This is a genomic window from Paenibacillus sp. GCM10027630, assembly GCF_042676305.1.
In the GTDB taxonomy this organism is placed as follows: Bacteria; Bacillota; Bacilli; order Paenibacillales; family NBRC-103111; genus Paenibacillus_S.
In genome coordinates, this window is the sequence record NZ_JBHTGY010000002.1 from 1 (window position 1) to 17,230 (window position 17,230).

Genomic DNA, 17,230 nt, shown 5'->3' on the forward strand with positions numbered 1-17,230 from the left:
TGTCCCTACATAGAAACGAGTGACAAGAAAGAAATGTCCAATGACACAAATGTGCCTACGTAACGTATCGAAGAAAAGCTTGAGGAATCAAGCTTTTTATTTTTTTTGTGTCATTTGAAAACAGCAGCAGCGATTAATTAACGACTATATATAGAAAAAATTCAAGCATATCAAGGCCTTTCTTGTCGGGTGACAAGAACTTGATCTCAATTGTCAAATTTCAATGACAAGAACTTTATCCCATTCCCGAAATTGACAAGAACATTATCTCATTCCCGACAGCGGTTACATACCGTGGGTATTTATACGGGCCAAATTATTGCAATCAATCAAATCAGGAGTTACCATGTCCAAGGAGGCTAACGGGGAATTCCTCCATACTCCGACGACGATTTTCCCTTCCCAGAGGTTCGAAGAATAATCCTTCTAGCTCTTTTTTTCCCGAGTCTTGAGTAGTGAGCACGAGTCCGATATCTAATTTGTTCTGTCTGATCTGAGCAATTTCCTCGGAGTTGTTTTCATCCATAATAAAATGAATGCTTGGGTAATCCTTTTTTAAGCTGGAGACCGTTCGTACCAGAGTGGACATGGCACCAGGAATTGCTGCGATCCGCAAAGTGCCGCCTGATATTTCGGACTGTTGTTTTGCCTCATCTTTAATTTCTTGCAAAATTCGTTCGATCTGCAATACCTTCTTGATAATGATTCTACGGCTGCTAACAAGGACTTCGTCTTGGCTACCTCAACGATATAGTGCAGCTGATCCAAGTTCTGTCGGATGACAAGAACATAGTCAGAATAAAGTCCGCGTAAATCGCGGGCTTTTTAATTAATCGGATCAAGTTCTTGTCAATCGGCAATGTCAAGAACTTGATCCGATTGCCGATTTGTGACAAGAACATTATCCGATTGCCAACAAGAATAAAAGGGCGCGTTAACGGGCAGTTTACGACAATAACTAAGTGGTAACATGTTCATAAATCGGGTATTGAATGCATATCTCTTTGGATCTCATCCAATATTCATGTTATTTTAATCTCAAATTAATTAATAAATGGATAATTAAGGTATGTTCTTGGAGATGGATGTGGATATTAAGTGACTATCCGTTTAAGACTAACCTTACTTTATTCAGGTATTTTGGCATTCACATTATTGATATTCGGTGTAGCCTTATACTTTTTCTTACAATTTTATATGTTTAATGATTTAAAGAAATCACTTAGGGATCAAACCGATCAGATTCAAAAATATGTAGCATATCAACTGGAGCTTTCTCCTAAAGGGTGGAATTTGTTTAATCGACTTGATGATTTTGATACCGTTAGCTCAGGCATGTTTATACAAATTACAAACTTCACAAGTGGCTATAAGACAAAATCCGCAAATCTACGGAATGTAGATCTTCCTTTTTCATCTGAGGTTTTACAAGATAAAAGAGAGGGGGATTATTCCACTGTTAGTATTCATAACTCGCCTTTTTTAATTTACAGTGATCTACTAAGATTAAATGGAGAGTTAGTTGGTGTTTTACAAGTTGCCTATAATGTTGGCGTTATTGGAAGTTTTCTTTCGAGTTTGCGATGGATACTTTGTATCTTATCAGTAATTGTGGTATCTCTAGCGACGTATTTGGGGTGGCTCTTCTCCCGAAAAGCCCTAAAACCCATATATTCATTAATAAATGCAACAAAGAACATCAAAAATAGTGAGGATTTCGGAACTCGAATAAATCATAAAGGGCCGGTAGATGAAATTGGTCTTCTTAGTGAAACTATGAATAATATGCTTGAACGTATTCAATCAATCTACGGTGAGTTAGATCAATCTTCAACGACGCAGCGGAGATTTGTAGCTGATGCATCACATGAACTTAGAACTCCACTTACAACCATTAATGGGAATGCTGAATTTCTCAATAAAGTGTGGGGATCCTTAAGTCAAAAACTTAATCATCTACCTGAAAAAGAGGAGATTGAAATTTCTTTAGAAGCTCTAAATGACATTACAGATGAATCAAAGAGAATGGGGAGACTTGTAAACGATCTTCTGTCACTGGCTAGAGCTGATGCAGGTCTTCAAATCAAAAGAGAAGTTTATGAATTAAAACCTATCATTGAAACTGTGGTAAGAAAAGCTGAGTTAATTCCAAAATCAGTTGAGTGGAAAGCAGAAAAATTAGAGCTATTGCGGGATATTTGTATCTTAGGAGATAGGGATTACTTGCAACAGTTATTATTCATTTTTATTGATAATGCCTTTAAGTTCACTGCTGAAGGCTATGTAAAATTGATAGTTGAAAGATTAGGTAATAAAATTGGATTAATGATCAAAGATACCGGCATTGGAATGGACAATAATGAAATATTTCATATTTTCGATAGATTTTATCGAGCAGACTCTTCTAGAGGAAAAACCCCAGGCACCGGGTTAGGACTATCTATTGCAAAATGGATTTTAGAAGAGCATAAAGGAACCGTTGAGGTGACTAGTTGTAAAGGCAGGGGATCTGCATTTATGATTTGGCTGCCAATCTACATAAATCCAAATGTACAAAAACACCTGGATTTGTAAGTTATTGGACTAACGGAGAACGAGAGCTTAATAACAGCAGGCTGCCGATTAACCGACAGCCAGTTGAAGTAACTGGCAGTTATCTGCAATAGTGGCTTGTGGTAAAATAAGGAATGTATCTTTGCTAACGGAGGTTTATGAAACCACGGAGGGCTTTATGAAAAAGATAATGCTTATAGGTTCTGGCGGTTCAGGAAAGTCATCATTAGCTCGTCAGTTAGGCAATATTTTAGGAATTAAAGTTTACCACCTAGACGCAATATTTTGGAAACCAGGGTGGGTAGGCACGCCCAAAGAAGAACAACGAAAGGTTCAAGAGGAACTTATAAGTCGTGAGAGTTGGATTATCGATGGTAATTACGGAGGTACAATTGATATTAGATTGCAATCTGCGGATACGATAATTTTTATCGACCTTTCTAAATGGTTGTGTCTGTACCGTGTGTTGAAGAGAAGAATTCAGTACCATAAGAAAAATAGGATAGACATGGCAGAAGGTTGTGAAGAAAGACTCGATCTCCAATTTTTGAAGTGGGTGTGGGAATATCCTGAAAAACAGAAGCCTAAGATATTAGAAAAACTTCATAAACTTTCACAAGAAAAGGAAATTATCATTCTGGGCTCCCCCATGGCGGTTAGGCAGTTTTTAGAGAAAATGAAATCATTAATATTAACGCAGAACTAATAGTTCAATCACAACACGACGGCAGCCGACACACGATCGGCTGCCGTTGTCCGTTGAAGTAAAGGGCAGTTAGGCGTGGTCGCGGTCAGCTTTTGTTGAAATATACGATTGGTCTAATTGTTAAAAATAAAAAAAGGGAAAAGGATACTTCATCATCCCTCTCGAAATCATAAGGCATGCTCAAAATAAATATAATGTGCTTGGCGAATTAAGCTAACGGGACACGATAGTACAGGAGTTGCTTGTAGAGGCTTCTTTCTTATGTTCGTTGAAGTAATGAGTAGTTATCCTTGGTAAAATCGAGGTAATTTGATTTACATTTACAGGTGGGGGGAATTATGAAACATATATGCCCTGTTTGCGGATATGATGAGTTACAACAAGCACCATATGATGCAAATGGTAATGAATCGTTTGAAATTTGTGACTGTTGCGGTTTTGAATTTGGATTTGATGATATCCACGATGGTCACAGTTTTGAGAGTTACAGAAATAAATGGATGAGCGCTGGAGCGACGTGGCTTAATAAACAATCAAAACCTGAGGTTTGGGATTTAAATCAACAGCTGAAGAAAATCGAAAGAATACAGCCGATGTATTTCCCATTTTGGAAAAAGAGAAGTACCCCGAAGTGGATTGAAGCTGGAAAGATATTCGCATCAAATTCAACCGATAAAGTACCTTGTCCAGAGTGTAGTTATCATTTTCTTATGGTTCAGGATGTTCCCATTAAGTATGCAAACAAGATTGAAAGAATTATTTCATGCCCATCATGCTTCGCGAAGAACATTATTTTAATGCCATCCAACAGTTGACCGATCAACTAACGGGAAACGATAGTGGAGGAGCTTGCCTCGCGGCAGCTCCTCTTTTTGTTTAATAAAGTAACGGGCAGGATACTTTCATCATTTATCGAATACCTAAAATACGAATCTAATTGTTAAATTTGAACCCAAAAATTATTTCAAACCATTAAAAGGGATTGTGAGGTTATTCATACATGGGAGCATGGGGAATTGGAAATTTCGAAAATGATACAGTACAAGATTGGATAATTGAACTTGTAGAAGCTCAAGATATTAATTTACTTTCGGAATCTATTGAAATGGTTTTAGAAGACAATTACTTAGATGCAGATGTAGCATGTATTGCCTTAGGAGCAGTAGAAATACTGGCAGCGTTACAAAATAGACCAGGGAAAGAAATATATGAAGATGAACTTCAAGAATGGATAGTACAACATAAAGGGCAAGGGACAAACCTATTAGAGAAATCCCACAAAGCTTTAGAAAAGATACTTGCGGAATCTGAACTTAAAGAATTATGGGAGGAAACAGAAGAATACGGGAACTGGGTAACCACAATAAAGGAATTGCAAAGAAGAATAATTATTTAAGGGGAGTACTTAAGATGCAGTAAAAATCTCCTTTGTTTATTCCGCTAACGGAAGCGATAGTTAAATGGTGACACAAAGGCAGCCGACCAAATCGTTAGGCTGCCTTCTCCACGCAAACGGGCAGATATTAGGTATAGATAAAGACTTAATGATTCAGTTCGGACACAGGGGAACACGGTGTTTATTCTATTGGGTTTTGTGGATGAAATAAGGCAATATATCCAATGGGAAGATATTAAACCCTATTTTTTAATCGGAATCATGTTGAAAATGGTTTGGACTCATAAGCGGAATGGCAGGAGTTATTTCCTGAGTATGGATGATGATATCGAACAAGTCGGCGAGTGAACCCTTCATGAAAAAGGTGGAGTCTTTCTCCGGGTTGTAAGATGGTCCAATAACGCGCGTCTTGATTGGAGAATGGAGCCAGGCAAGAACAGGGCCTGATTGCTCTGCATGCAGATCGAGAAAGAAAAAATCAGGATTAGCCTGACCTAGTATGGATTCTGCAAATTCTGGTGATGGAGTTGGGACATGATCAGTCCCTAATCCGTGGTGAAACGTTAAGCCAATAGATGTGTAAGCCAATCCGAGATAATCTCTCAAGTAACTCCCAGCGCTATGCCCCGCTTTGAGCTGATTACCGCTAGCTGTGTGCGCGATTCCTCCCCAATAGACAATCGTATCTCCGGTATGTTCATGCCACCATGTGATATTCCTTGCACCTTGTTGGTCAAGGTTATCTTGGGAGTGATCTTCGTAGAATCCGGTGATGAATCGGGCATAATGTAGAGCGAGTGCGCAGCCATCATGGTCTGGAAGAACTGCTACAAGCTGGTATGCAAGGCGTGCATGATTAATGAAATCTTGTATGTCCCTAAGGTTATGAATTAAATGTGTATGGCCGGATCCGTGAAGTAATTCGCCTTGAGAAGGTTACGAATATCAAGATGGATTTGATTAACGATATTCCGGTGAAACCGATCTACTAATTCCATCATTCAAGTCAAACAACCTCTTAACGCCATGCAGCAGAAGGCTTTGGGAGGTTTTTTCTGTCCTAAGTTTTGCACAACAAACGAGCTGGATTCCTATTGGCGATATCCTTCGGAAATATCGTTCCGCCAATAGACAATGGTGTGGATGAGACGTTACAATGGACTAACAACCAAAGAAGGACCAACACGAAAGACTGCCATTGCGTATGGAGGCATCTATGCTTAATTTGGACATAAGTAAGCCGGATGAGCTGGCGAAAGTAGCTCACGCTTTGTCTTCCGAGGTTCGGATCAGCATCCTTCAATTGCTGAATACGAGAAACATGAACATTATTGAGATCGCGGAATCGATCCATATCCCGGTATCGACGGCCGCCTCTCATATTCGCATCTTGGAGAAGGCCGGTCTGATTTTGACCGAATTACAGCCCGGCATCCGGGGGGTTATGAAAGTATGCAGCAGAAGCTTTCATGACGTCCATATTAACTTGAATCCCGGCACTTTTTTGCTGAGCGGTAAGCATACCTACGAAATTGACATGCCGGTAGGGCAGTTTGTCGATTGCGAGGTGTACCCGACATGCGGTATGGCCAATGCCTTACAAATGATCATTCCTGAGGATAGCCCCTCCAGTTTTTTTCATCCTAACCGGGCAACGGCACAGCTGATCTGGTTCCGCAAAGGATATGTTCAGTACAAATTTCCGCTTGGAGTATCCAACAAGTCCGGGATAGAATCGCTGCAATTCAGCCTGGAGCTTTGCTCGGAAGCTCCAAGCTATGATAACGACTGGCCGTCGGATATTACGGTATGGGTCAATGACATGGAAATCGGAACGTGGACGTGTCCCGGGGATTTCGGAGACCGGAGAGGACAATTGAATCCGGCCTGGTGGTCTGAGCACAGCACGCAGTTCGGAATGCTAAAAACGTGGAAAATCGATAAATCCAAGTCATCTATCGACGATGTCTCTATTTCGACTATTAACGTCGCGGATTTGAAGCTGTCGCAGGGCGATTTTATTACGTTCAAGATAGGGGTAAAATCGAATGCAGTCCACAAGGGCGGCATTAACTTGTTTGGCAAACAGTTCGGAGACTTTGAGCAGGATATCAAAATGAAAGTTTCCTACATAGAGTGAATACGGATGTTTTCAAGAGATTACCGCGGGTAGTCTTTTTTTTGCGTGGCGATACAAGTTGTCCATTCATTACAAAAATGTGGTATCAAATGATCCAACGACAGATGAAAATAAGCGGAAAACATCCGCATGGCTTCCCCGATTTTCTACTGATCGAAATAAGAATAGATGGCATTCTCTGACCTATCGTTACATAAATATTGTAATGAAACAAAGATCTTGTTTCGGTAGCGAATGGAAAACTATGATAAAGGGGAGTGTAATCTTTGAAGAAAGGGCTTTCATTTTTATTGTCGCTGATTCTTGTCATTAGTTTGCTTGCAGCTTGTACATCCGGCACAAAAACCGCGGAAGGGGACAATAAGCCGCCTTCCGCGAACGAAAAGGTTGAGCTGGTGTTCTGGTCCTTATTCAGCGGGGGCGACGGAGATTTTATGCAGCAGATGATCGATTCCTTTAACAAAGATAATCCGAACATCCAGATCAAAAATGTGAAGCTGGAATGGGGAGAATATTACACCAAGTTGATTACCGGCGTATCGTCCGGCAACGGGCCGGATATCGGCGTTTCCCATACGTCCAAACTTCCGGAGCTGATTAAACAAGGCGTCGTTAGCGAACTGGATCCGGTAGCCAAGGTAACGAACCTGGATTGGAGTACGTTTAATCAGAACATTTTGAGCGCTACCATGCTGAACGGCAAGCATTATGCCATTCCTATCGATACGCACCCCTTCATCTTTTTTTATAACAAAACGATGCTGAAGCAAGCAGGCTTGCTGGATGACAAAGGCAAACCGATCATGACCCAATCTGCGCAAGGCTTTGTCGATTTCGCGGTGAAGCTGAAGTCCAGCTTGCAAAACAACCAGATGGCATTCGCCTTCCCAAGCAAAGGAGACGATCCATATCGCCTCTGGTGGGCGCTTTATCATCAGCTCGGCGGGAAGGACGTTGTGGCCGATGATTTGAAAACGCCCTCGATCGACATGGCAAAGGCGGTTCAAGCTGCCAATTATATTAAAGATTTGTACCACAAGCAGCAAGTCATCCCGCTGAATCTTGAAAATTTCACGAAATCGTTCCAGGCGGGTAATGCGGGATTTTTCATGTCGGGAGTATGGAACACCGGCACGATGGAGCAGACGAACGGACTGGAATTCGGCGTCATGCCGATCCCTAAATTTTTCGACAAGCAGGCTACGTGGGGAGATTCCCATACGCTGATCCTCCCGATTCAGAAGAAACCGGATCAAAATAGACAAACAGCGGCACTCGCCTTTATGAACTATATTGCCGATCACGGTCATGTATGGGCTAAGGCCGGACATATCCCGGCGAAAGCCAAAATCGTCGACGATGCGGAGTTCAAGAAGCTGCCTTATCGAAGCGATTATGTTTCCGTGGCCGATACCGTTACTTTCAACAAACCGTCGGCCTATAACTGGGCGTTGAAAACCGTTATCATCCGCAACCTGGATACGATCTGGAATAACAGCGTTCCGACTGAAGACGCCTTTAAGAAAATGTTGGAGGAAATGAAGGCGGTCATTAAGTAATCGACTGACGAAATCTTACGTCCGGAAGCTCGGAGGCTTCCTTCGGGCTTCTTTTGGATCTTGAGAGAGGTGCGCGATGAAGAGCAAGAAACTGATAGGGGATATAAAGGCTGTTCCGTTTCTTCTTCCTTTTTTTGTCGTCTATGCATTGTTTACGGTCTATCCCATGTTGAAAGGCTTGCAGATGAGCCTCTATCAATGGACGCTGATTAGACAGATGGATTATATAGGATTTGCCAACTATTCGGCTATGTTCAAAGACCGGCAGTTTTGGGAGGCATTATGGAACACCACCTTGTTCGTGTTGTTATCGACTCCAGGGATGGTTGTACTGGCTTTAGTTTTGGCGCTTTTCGCCAACATGAGAACGAGGTTCCGGACATTTCTCCGCAGCAGCTTCTTTTTGCCTAGCATTTTATCGGTCTCCGTTATTTCTTTCTTGGCCATCTTTATGCTGCAGCCTTACACGGGCTTTGTGAATTCTCTGCTTCATTTGATGGGGAGCAAGGCGGAGCCGTTTTGGCTGGCAGACAGAAATCTCGCGTGGGTATCCATTATAGGCGTAACGTTATGGTGGACGGTCGGGTTCAATATGATTTTGTACCTGGCTTCCTTGCAGGATATCCCGGATTATTTGTACGAGGCGGGAAAAATAGACGGAGCGACGGACGGTCAGTTGTTCTGGAATGTGACGCTGCCTCTCCTTGCGCCGATCACCCGGGTCATTTTACTTCTGCAAATCATTGCCTCCTACAAGGTGTTCTCACAAATTTGGCTCATTACCAAAGGGGGGCCCGGCACGAAAACAAGGCCTATCATCCAATACATATATGAAACCGGCTTTAAAAATAACGATTTGGGCTATGCAGCTACGATGTCTTACGCGTTGTTTGTCATATTGCTCGTGCTCTCCTTTATCCAACTCAAGCTAAAGCCAAAGGAGGAGGTTTAGGTGAAATCGGTCTCTTTGCTACAGTGGATCTTGCTAGTGGCTGCCTTAAGCCTTGCCGTATGCTTTCTAATCCCGGTTATTTGGATGCTGTTCGTCTCCGTTAAGACGGAGGGTACGCCGATCAAAACATTAATAGATTGGTTTCTTCCGCCTTATACCTTCGACAATTACGCCAACGTGCTTGCCAAAACGCCGATACTCCGGTGGATGGGCAACAGCTTGTTTATCGCGCTGATCAAAACGGTACTGACCGTTCTATTCACTTCTTTGGCCGCTTTCGCGATATCGAAATTGGATTTTCATTACAAACATACGATCTTTTTGTTTTTTATCGCCGGCTTGATGATCCCCGGAGAAGCGACGATCATTCCGTTATATGCCGTAGTGAAAGAGATGAACTTGCTGGACAGCTACCTTGGCATTATTTTACCGGGAATCGCTGCGCCGCTCGGGGTTATTATTCTAAAAAGCTTCTTCGACGGCGTCCCCAAAGAGTTGGTGGAAAGCGCAGAAATGGACGGGTGCGGATCCTTCAAAATTTACAGTCATATCGCCCTGCCTCTGGCCAAACCGGCGCTGTCTTCCATTGCCATCTTCACCTTCATCGGTTCGTGGAACAATTTCCTGTGGCCTTATTTGTCCATCACAAGCGAGGAGCTATATACACTGCCTGTCGGTATTCCTACGCTGCTATCGAATTATACAGTGGATTATGTAACCCCCATGACGGTTAACGCTATCACTTCCATCCCAGTCATCATTACGTTCATGCTGTTTGAGAAACAAATTGTCAAAGGGATCAGCTTCAGCGGAATTAAAGGATAAGTGGAGGCGTTGTTGACATGAGTAAAGAGAACAAGGCCGTACGGCAGGAATACCCGAGACCGCAGTTTGTCCGAGCGGATTGGATGAATTTGAACGGGGAGTGGGATTTCCGTTTTGACGACGGCAACCTGGGCGAGCAGCAGCAATGGTTTAACGGGGCTACGATGGATCGTACTATTATCGTTCCTTTCAGCTATGAGAGCAAAGCAAGCGGTATTGGGGAAGAGGCGCATCATAGCAACGTATGGTATCAGAAGAAAGTAACGCTTCCCGAGAGGTATAAGGACAAGAGAGCGGTCCTCCATTTTCAGGCGGCGGATTACCGGACTAAAGTATGGGTTAACGGCAGGTTTATCGGCCGGCACGAAGGCGGATATGCCGCCTTTTCGTTCGACGTTACGCAGGCGCTCGATGATTATGCAAACGAGCAGACGATCGTGGTAAAAATCGAAGATAGCCTGAGCTGCTTCCAGCCGAGGGGCAAGCAAAGATGGAAGGATGAAAACTACGGCTGCTGGTATACTCAAACGACCGGCATTTGGCAGACCGTATGGCTGGAATTCGTTAACGTCACGAGCATTGGGGATGTGAGAATAACGCCGGACATCGATACCCGCTCGGTCCACTTCCAATATAGAATTAACGGTTCAGCAGGGCCCCGTCTTCGCGTCGAAACCGCTATAACGTTCCAGGGGAAGCCCGTGAAGCATGTATCCGCCGTCGTCGACCGAGAAACGGTCAGCTTGAGCCTCGACATAACGAGCGACATTCACGAGTGGAGGGTGATGCTGTGGCAGCCGGGTCAGCCGAACCTGTATGACGTGGAGTTCGTTTTGTACGACGGCGACAAGCCGGTCGATCGGGTTACCTCGTATTTCGGCATGCGGAAAATATCGATCGAGAACGGGTTCATCTATTTAAACAACCGGCCGTTGTATCAGCGATTGCTGCTCGATCAAGGTTATTGGCCTGAAAGCCTTCTGACGCCTCCGTCCGAAGAAGCGATCATAGAAGACATCGACAAGACCCTCGAGATGGGCTTCAATGGCGTGAGGAAGCATCAGAAAATCGAAGACCCGAGTTTTCTGTATTGGTGCGATCGGAAGGGGCTGCTCGTCTGGTCCGAGATGGCGGCTACCTATGAGTACTCCGATGAAGCGGTGCGCAGCTTTACACAGGAATGGGCGGATATCGTCTGCCAGCATTACAATCATCCGTGCATCGTCACGTGGGTCCCGTTCAATGAGTCGTGGGGAATTCCCCAAGTATTTACGGACCGGAAACAGCAGGCATTTACGGAGGCGATTTATCATTTGACGAAGTCGCTCGATGCGACAAGGCCGGTCGTAGTGAACGACGGATGGGAGCACACGGTTTCGGACATTCTCACTCTGCACGATTACGAGGAGTTTGGAGAGAAGTTCGCTTCCCGTTATCGGTACAAGGAGCCGATCGTACGCAACGAGCGCTCCTTCAGCAAGCATAAGCTGGCTTTTGCTGGGGGGTATGAATACAAGGGACAGCCGATTATCATCAGCGAGTACGGAGGCATTGCCTTCAAGGACGGAAAAGGCTGGGGTTACGGCAGTATGGTGCAGTCGGAGGAAGATTTTTTGCGGCGGTATCAAGAAATTACGCAAGCGATCAAAGACGTGCCTTATGTTTGCGGTTACTGCTACACGCAGACAACCGATGTGCAGCAGGAAATTAACGGTTTGCTCACGGAAGACCGGCAGCCGAAGATAGATTTGAAAAAAATCAGGGATATCAATTTGGCGTAAAATTCGTGGGGAGAAAGACTTGGTGCATCGGGCAGTTTAGTTGAATAAGTCATAAATTGAATAGTTTAAAGTTATAGAGCATTCTTTTTAATGAGGAATGCTTTTTTATCTTTGTCTAAAATAAAAGGATAATTCTATAACAACAATATGCTATACAATGTAGGGAGATTTGTGTCATTAATGTAGGCACATTTGTGTCATTAGAAGACAACCGATGTCGGGTGACAAGAACATAGTAACATTAAATGCCGCATAAATTGCGGTTTTTTTGTTTTATGTTATCAAGTTCTTGTCAAAATGAATTGACAAGAACTTGATAACATTCCCGATGGTTGACTAGAACTTTGTAACATTTCCGACGTAGTCACATTACTCATTGAACAGCGTTTTAATTGAGGTAACAAAGAACGTTAGCGCAATAACCAGAGAGCAACTCGCCACAAGGCAGTTGCTCCCTGCATTCGTTAAAGTAACGGGCAGTTTAGTTATAATTGTTCTCTATAAGCAATGCCTTGTAGTATTTTGTTAATATTAAGGGAGTACGTCCAATACTTACAGGCTAATATCTGTAAAAGCGAGGAATGAAACTTAGTGACTCAGGAAGAAGTGTTAAAAGGCGGTAATGTAAATCAAATAATTCGAATGTCGAACACGGTTCGTCGACCTATAGGTATTTGGAGTCCGAATATTCATGAACTACTAGTTCATTTGGAAAAGGAAAGTTTTGAAGGAGCACCAAGATTTCTTGGAATCGATGACTCTGGTCGCGAAATATTGACATTTATTTCTGGAGAAGTACCAGGGAACAATTATCCGAAACTTGAACCCTATATGTGGTCAGACGAAACTCTTGTGGGTTTGGCATGTCTAATGCGCAGCTTCCATGATGCGACTAACGCGTTTACTCCCACTTTGGAGGCTAGATGGCAACTTAGCTATGCTGAAAAGGCTGAACACGAAGTGATCTGTCATAATGACGCAGCATTATATAATGTTGTCTTTCAAAATGGTGCTCCCGTGGCACTAATTGATTTTGATATGGCAGGTCCAGGACCGCGTATATGGGACATTGCCTACACCCTTTACACATCGGTTCCGCTCGCGAGTTTCGCACCTGACCAATTTTCTGAAACAACGGTACCATATCAAAATGAAATACACGCCGCAGAGCGTGGTCGGCGAATTCATTTGTTTTTTGAATCTTATGGAATTCCTGTCCCAAATAATTTGCAGCAATGGATTCTACAACGTTTAATAGTACTGTGTGATACGTTGAGAAATGGTGCCGCCGCAGGGAATCCAGCCTTTAAAAAAATGGTTGATGAGGGGCACTTGGCGCACTATGAAAAAGAGGTTCTTTTTGTACAAGATCATTTCGATGAATGGATGTAGAATCGAATTTCCCGCTAATAACAAATTGAAATATGGAATTAATTAGTAATTTGATTATCCTGTTAAGGGTCTTTCCGATTACGCCCTTATCCATTATAGGTGGTGGCCTCATGACCGATTCTTTACTAATTATAATGTGGAGTATCATTATCATCTTTGCTTCTGCAGTATTCTTTAGGATTGTATTGAAGAGACAAAAACTTACCATTGATTTGTTGCGCCTTATAACAAAAGAGATGGGTCTGGAAAATCCAACAGATAACGAGCTACGAAAATTGATAACTCAGGGAAAGAAAAAGAGAGCAGTCAAGATTACTCAGGAATTGTATGGTTTCACTTTAAAAGAAGCAGAGGACCACGTTAATTCACTTTAATGAGGGAAGGCAATTAGTTGAGGGATACCTGACAGTTTAAACTAAGCATTCCTGTATAGCCTTAGAAATGGGCTTTGTCAAAAAAGGAGCGCCTCGGTATGATGGGTTTGTCGACGGGTAAAAACCCAACACCATCAAGGAGGCGCTCTTAATATGAAGTTTAAACCATCGGATGGACAAAATCAACGGATTGAACGAATTATGCTAACAGGGGTAGCGCCATGGCGCTACCCCTATAATCAATTATATATAAGGTTCCTACGAGGTAGATGGTGTAGATCGCTGTGTTAGCTCCTCGCCGCGTAATCTTGTTTGCGTTACCCCATATTGGCCATGAATCCTTATGCCATATCGTAATTGATTCTTCATAAATTATTATTTAGAATTAACCATTGATTTGTTATTATTGAGATAATAAAGTTTTTAGAAATAGGTGAACAAATATTGATACCCCCTGTAGATATACATAAATGGAAAAACATATGTATGCATGAATTTAAAATGGACCCGAATGATATTCCAGTTCCTCAAAATCGATTGACAAATACCGAACTAGTAGCTAAACGATCACATGTAGACCGGTTTATAACGGGTAGTAACTTTACTGATAGCCTACTTTGGGAAGTTAAACACATACCTTTCTTTCTAGCCATAAGTGACAGTATGGGATATCTTCTAAAAGTATTCAGCAACACAAACACATTCAGGCAATTCGGAATTGCAGAGGGTGTTCAGTTCAATGAAAAAGAAGTAGGGATTAATTCAATTTCTATGTCTGCACGTTTTCAAAAACCAGTCAAAATTACTGGAAATGAACATTTCCATTATTGTCTTCAGGACAAATCTTGTTTTTCAACACCATTGCATGTTTCAGAAAAACTAAATGGAACTTTGTCAATCATGACATCGACTGAACATTTAGGCGAAGATCTTGTACAATTCTTAATCGCTCTCGTTAAAAAGACTGAACAAAACAGAATCGTTCATGAGTTTTACGAATTATACTATCAAGACGTGTACCGCTATCTCTATCATCTCTCAAATGATAAAGAAATTGCAAAAGATTTAAGCCAACAAACATTTCTATTTATATCTAAAGGAATAACGTCTTTCAAGAATGAAAGTTCCCCTAAATCCTGGATTTACAGGATAGCTCATAATACTTTTATCTCATGGTATCGAAAAGAAAAGAAATTCGTAACTCTTAATATCGATCAACAGACATTTCAATTTATACAAATTGTACAAAATCAATTTCTAGAACCACAACAATTTATAGAAAAGCGGTCGCAGCTATATGAACTTATGAATTGTGTTTCACAGCTAAAACCTGAACATCAAAAAGTAATTTATTTGCGAGAAATAAAGCTTTTAACGTATAAGGAGATATCAGACATTACTGGATGGTCTATTGCAAATATAAAATCAATGTTGTTTCGAGCTAGAAATAAACTAAAGATATTACTTGAAAAAAGCCAAGTAACTTAACGTTTCCGGGATCATATTGTGCCGTTAATTTTCTATTATTGTCGCCGTGAGTTGCAGTTGCTCGAGCCGGCCGCCGCTGGTTGACAGTGGAAACACTATCCGGAAACAGCCTTTTCTGCAGTGTCTATTCTCATTTAGCGTTCTTGTATGTGATCTGGGTTATGTTATACTTTCGATATGAGGTATACTTTTTATTTCTAGATGAAATGGACGGTGAAATAAACAATATGAATCGAACCCAAGATCTGAGTAAGTTAATTAGGTTAACCGGTGATCGAGCCAAATTGGATGCAAAAGCAAATGGCACATATATTGTATATTGTCGGGTGACAAGAACATAGTAACATTAAATGCCGCATAAATTGCGGTTTTTTTGTTTTATGTTATCAAGTTCTTGTCAAAACGAATTGACAAGAACTTGATAACATTCCCGATGGTTGACTAGAACTTTGTAACATTTCCGACGTATTCACATTACTCATTGAACAGCGTTTTAATTGAGGTAACAAAGAACGTTAGTGCAATAATCAGAGCAACTCGCCACAAGGCAGTTGCTCCCTGGATTCGTTAAAGTAACGGGCAGATTAGTTATAGATTAAGCGCGGAGAGGACCCTACCACAAGTAACGGCAAGTTTTTGCTCCATGCGATTTCTTATAAAGTTTGGATCTTTCGGGCGACACGTTCCCCAAGCTCGGAGGATGCCTGGTATAGGTAGCCGAGCACGATGTTTTGCGTTTCGGGGGATATGCCAGCAAGATCGACAGCCAGGTTATCTACCAAGTGTTCTTGTTGCAATGGGGCAAGAACACGATAATACTGACCGGCTTGCGCGAAGTCGTCTTGCTTGGGCAACTCGGACCGCACAAGGTGACCTTCCACGAATCTCCCGTTGCCGCTGGTCACAAGGGAATCAGGCGTCCAGTTCTGCTGATGATTAATCGGAATCTTGCGAAAATCCGGACCAAGCCGCCGTCGCTGCGAATCCCAATAAATGTTTGCGCGCCCCTGTAGGATCTTATCGTCCGACAACTCTACACCATCCAGCAGGTTGGAAGGGGAGAAAGCCAGCTTTTCTACTTGCTCCATGTAATTATCCGGATTGCGGTTTAGTATCATTCTCCCGACCGGTAGCAAGGGATATTGCCGCTCATTCCATACCTTGGTATTATCCAAAGGATCATAAGGGAGAAAGGACTCGTTTTGGGGGTTCATCAGCTGCACGTAAAGCCCATATTCAACCGTTTTGCCCGCCTTCAGTGTATCGTATAAGTCCTTGCCAGCATAATCCGGATTCTCGCATGCGAGCCGGGCTGCTTCTCGGCGGTCAATATACTGCACACCAGCAAGAGGCATCCAATGATATTTCACGTAAGTGCGGACACCTTGCGCGTTTTTCCAGACGTAAGTATTGACGCTGTGGCCCGGGATGTGGCGAAGACTCTTGACAGTACCCGCGTCGGAGAAGAGCTGGACAAGAAAGCTTGTGGATTCCGGTGCTCGGGCGACGAAGCTCCAAAATCGTTCCGGATCGATGAGGTTGTTGACGGGTGACGGCAGGAAGGCGTTGATAAACTCAGGAAAGCGGACGGCGTCTCGGATAGAGAACACAGGGATATGATTACAGACAAGATCGAACACACCATAATCCGTATAGAACTTGGTGGCGAGTCCCCACACGTTACGGGAAGTATCCGGCGTGCCTTTATTGCCGACGGCTAAGGAGAATCTTACCGTGACGGGGACCTGATGACCCGGATTATGCAAGAAACAAAGCTGTGTGTAAGCCGTCATGGCATGTACGGTCTGAAAGTAGCCGAATGCTCCATAACCTTTGGCATGCACGGGCCTTTCCAACGATTTCGAATGGATGAACGCCTCCAGCTTTTCATGCAGCACGTTGTCCTGTTCCAATACAGGGCCTCGTTTGCCCACCGTCTGCGAATGAAAAGCAGCCGGAGTATCTCGTGACCATTTGTTAGGGCGAGTTCCATTGTTTTCGTTCATCTCTCAACCTCCCATACCGGCATGCGAATTGTTTAGATATATCAAAAAGTATGGTGAA

General features: G+C 42.8%; 15 protein-coding genes. 12 read left to right on the forward strand and 3 right to left on the reverse strand.

The features are described from left to right. Positions 1-334: 334 nt before the first annotated feature. The gene (locus tag ACFQ0C_RS01475) at positions 335-670 is read right to left on the reverse strand and encodes a LysR substrate-binding domain-containing protein (RefSeq protein ID WP_379363276.1); all 336 of its coding nucleotides are present in this window, start codon (positions 668-670) and stop codon (positions 335-337) included. A gap of 428 nt (positions 671-1,098) precedes the next feature. On the opposite strand from ACFQ0C_RS01475, the gene ACFQ0C_RS01480 reads away from it, so the two are divergent. From ACFQ0C_RS01480 to ACFQ0C_RS01495, 4 genes are all read left to right on the forward strand, one after another. Continuing rightward, positions 1,099-2,574: a sensor histidine kinase gene (locus tag ACFQ0C_RS01480; protein WP_379363278.1), complete on the forward strand. Its 1,476-nt coding sequence runs from the start codon at positions 1,099-1,101 to the stop codon at positions 2,572-2,574. 157 nt (positions 2,575-2,731) lie between these two features. Further along, positions 2,732-3,259 (forward strand): DNA topology modulation protein, encoded by a 528-nt coding sequence (locus ACFQ0C_RS01485; RefSeq protein ID WP_379363280.1) that lies wholly within the window; start codon positions 2,732-2,734, stop codon positions 3,257-3,259. A gap of 338 nt (positions 3,260-3,597) precedes the next feature. Next, positions 3,598-4,074 (forward strand): hypothetical protein, encoded by a 477-nt coding sequence (locus ACFQ0C_RS01490; RefSeq protein ID WP_379363282.1) that lies wholly within the window; start codon positions 3,598-3,600, stop codon positions 4,072-4,074. A gap of 185 nt (positions 4,075-4,259) precedes the next feature. Continuing rightward, the gene (locus ACFQ0C_RS01495) at positions 4,260-4,655 is read left to right on the forward strand and encodes a DUF4259 domain-containing protein (protein ID WP_379363284.1); all 396 of its coding nucleotides are present in this window, start codon (positions 4,260-4,262) and stop codon (positions 4,653-4,655) included. A gap of 249 nt (positions 4,656-4,904) precedes the next feature. Here ACFQ0C_RS01495 and ACFQ0C_RS01500 read toward each other — a convergent pair whose 3' ends face one another. Continuing rightward, positions 4,905-5,546: an erythromycin esterase family protein gene (locus ACFQ0C_RS01500; protein WP_379363636.1), complete on the reverse strand. Its 642-nt coding sequence runs from the start codon at positions 5,544-5,546 to the stop codon at positions 4,905-4,907. Between the two features lie 325 nt (positions 5,547-5,871). Here ACFQ0C_RS01500 and ACFQ0C_RS01505 point away from each other — a divergent pair, with 325 nt between their 5' ends. The 8 genes from ACFQ0C_RS01505 to ACFQ0C_RS01540 all read left to right on the forward strand — a co-directional run bounded on the left by ACFQ0C_RS01505 (position 5,872) and on the right by ACFQ0C_RS01540 (position 15,166). After that, complete coding sequence (locus tag ACFQ0C_RS01505; protein WP_379363286.1) at positions 5,872-6,795, forward strand: ArsR/SmtB family transcription factor; 924 nt, start codon at positions 5,872-5,874, stop codon at positions 6,793-6,795. Between the two features lie 266 nt (positions 6,796-7,061). Then, positions 7,062-8,354 carry an ABC transporter substrate-binding protein gene (locus ACFQ0C_RS01510; RefSeq protein ID WP_379363288.1) on the forward strand — a complete coding sequence of 431 codons (1,293 nt, stop codon included), beginning with the start codon at positions 7,062-7,064 and terminating at the stop codon, positions 8,352-8,354. A gap of 76 nt (positions 8,355-8,430) precedes the next feature. Beyond that, complete coding sequence (locus ACFQ0C_RS01515; protein ID WP_379363290.1) at positions 8,431-9,306, forward strand: carbohydrate ABC transporter permease; 876 nt, start codon at positions 8,431-8,433, stop codon at positions 9,304-9,306. Further along, positions 9,307-10,131: a carbohydrate ABC transporter permease gene (locus ACFQ0C_RS01520; protein ID WP_379363292.1), complete on the forward strand. Its 825-nt coding sequence runs from the start codon at positions 9,307-9,309 to the stop codon at positions 10,129-10,131. A 17-nt stretch (positions 10,132-10,148) separates the two neighbouring features. Beyond that, positions 10,149-11,912, forward strand: a complete 1,764-nt coding sequence (locus ACFQ0C_RS01525) for a glycoside hydrolase family 2 protein (protein WP_379363294.1) — start codon at positions 10,149-10,151, stop codon at positions 11,910-11,912. A gap of 591 nt (positions 11,913-12,503) precedes the next feature. Beyond that, positions 12,504-13,304, forward strand: a complete 801-nt coding sequence (locus ACFQ0C_RS01530; RefSeq protein WP_379363296.1) for a phosphotransferase — start codon at positions 12,504-12,506, stop codon at positions 13,302-13,304. A 110-nt stretch (positions 13,305-13,414) separates the two neighbouring features. Beyond that, positions 13,415-13,678 (forward strand): hypothetical protein, encoded by a 264-nt coding sequence (locus ACFQ0C_RS01535; protein ID WP_379363298.1) that lies wholly within the window; start codon positions 13,415-13,417, stop codon positions 13,676-13,678. 486 nt (positions 13,679-14,164) lie between these two features. Then, positions 14,165-15,166 (forward strand): sigma-70 family RNA polymerase sigma factor, encoded by a 1,002-nt coding sequence (locus ACFQ0C_RS01540; protein WP_379363300.1) that lies wholly within the window; start codon positions 14,165-14,167, stop codon positions 15,164-15,166. A gap of 653 nt (positions 15,167-15,819) precedes the next feature. Here ACFQ0C_RS01540 and ACFQ0C_RS01545 read toward each other — a convergent pair. Then, a complete protein-coding gene (locus ACFQ0C_RS01545; RefSeq protein ID WP_379363302.1) occupies positions 15,820-17,172 on the reverse strand; it encodes a catalase in 1,353 nt (450 codons plus the stop codon). Between the last annotated feature and the right edge of the window lie 58 nt (positions 17,173-17,230).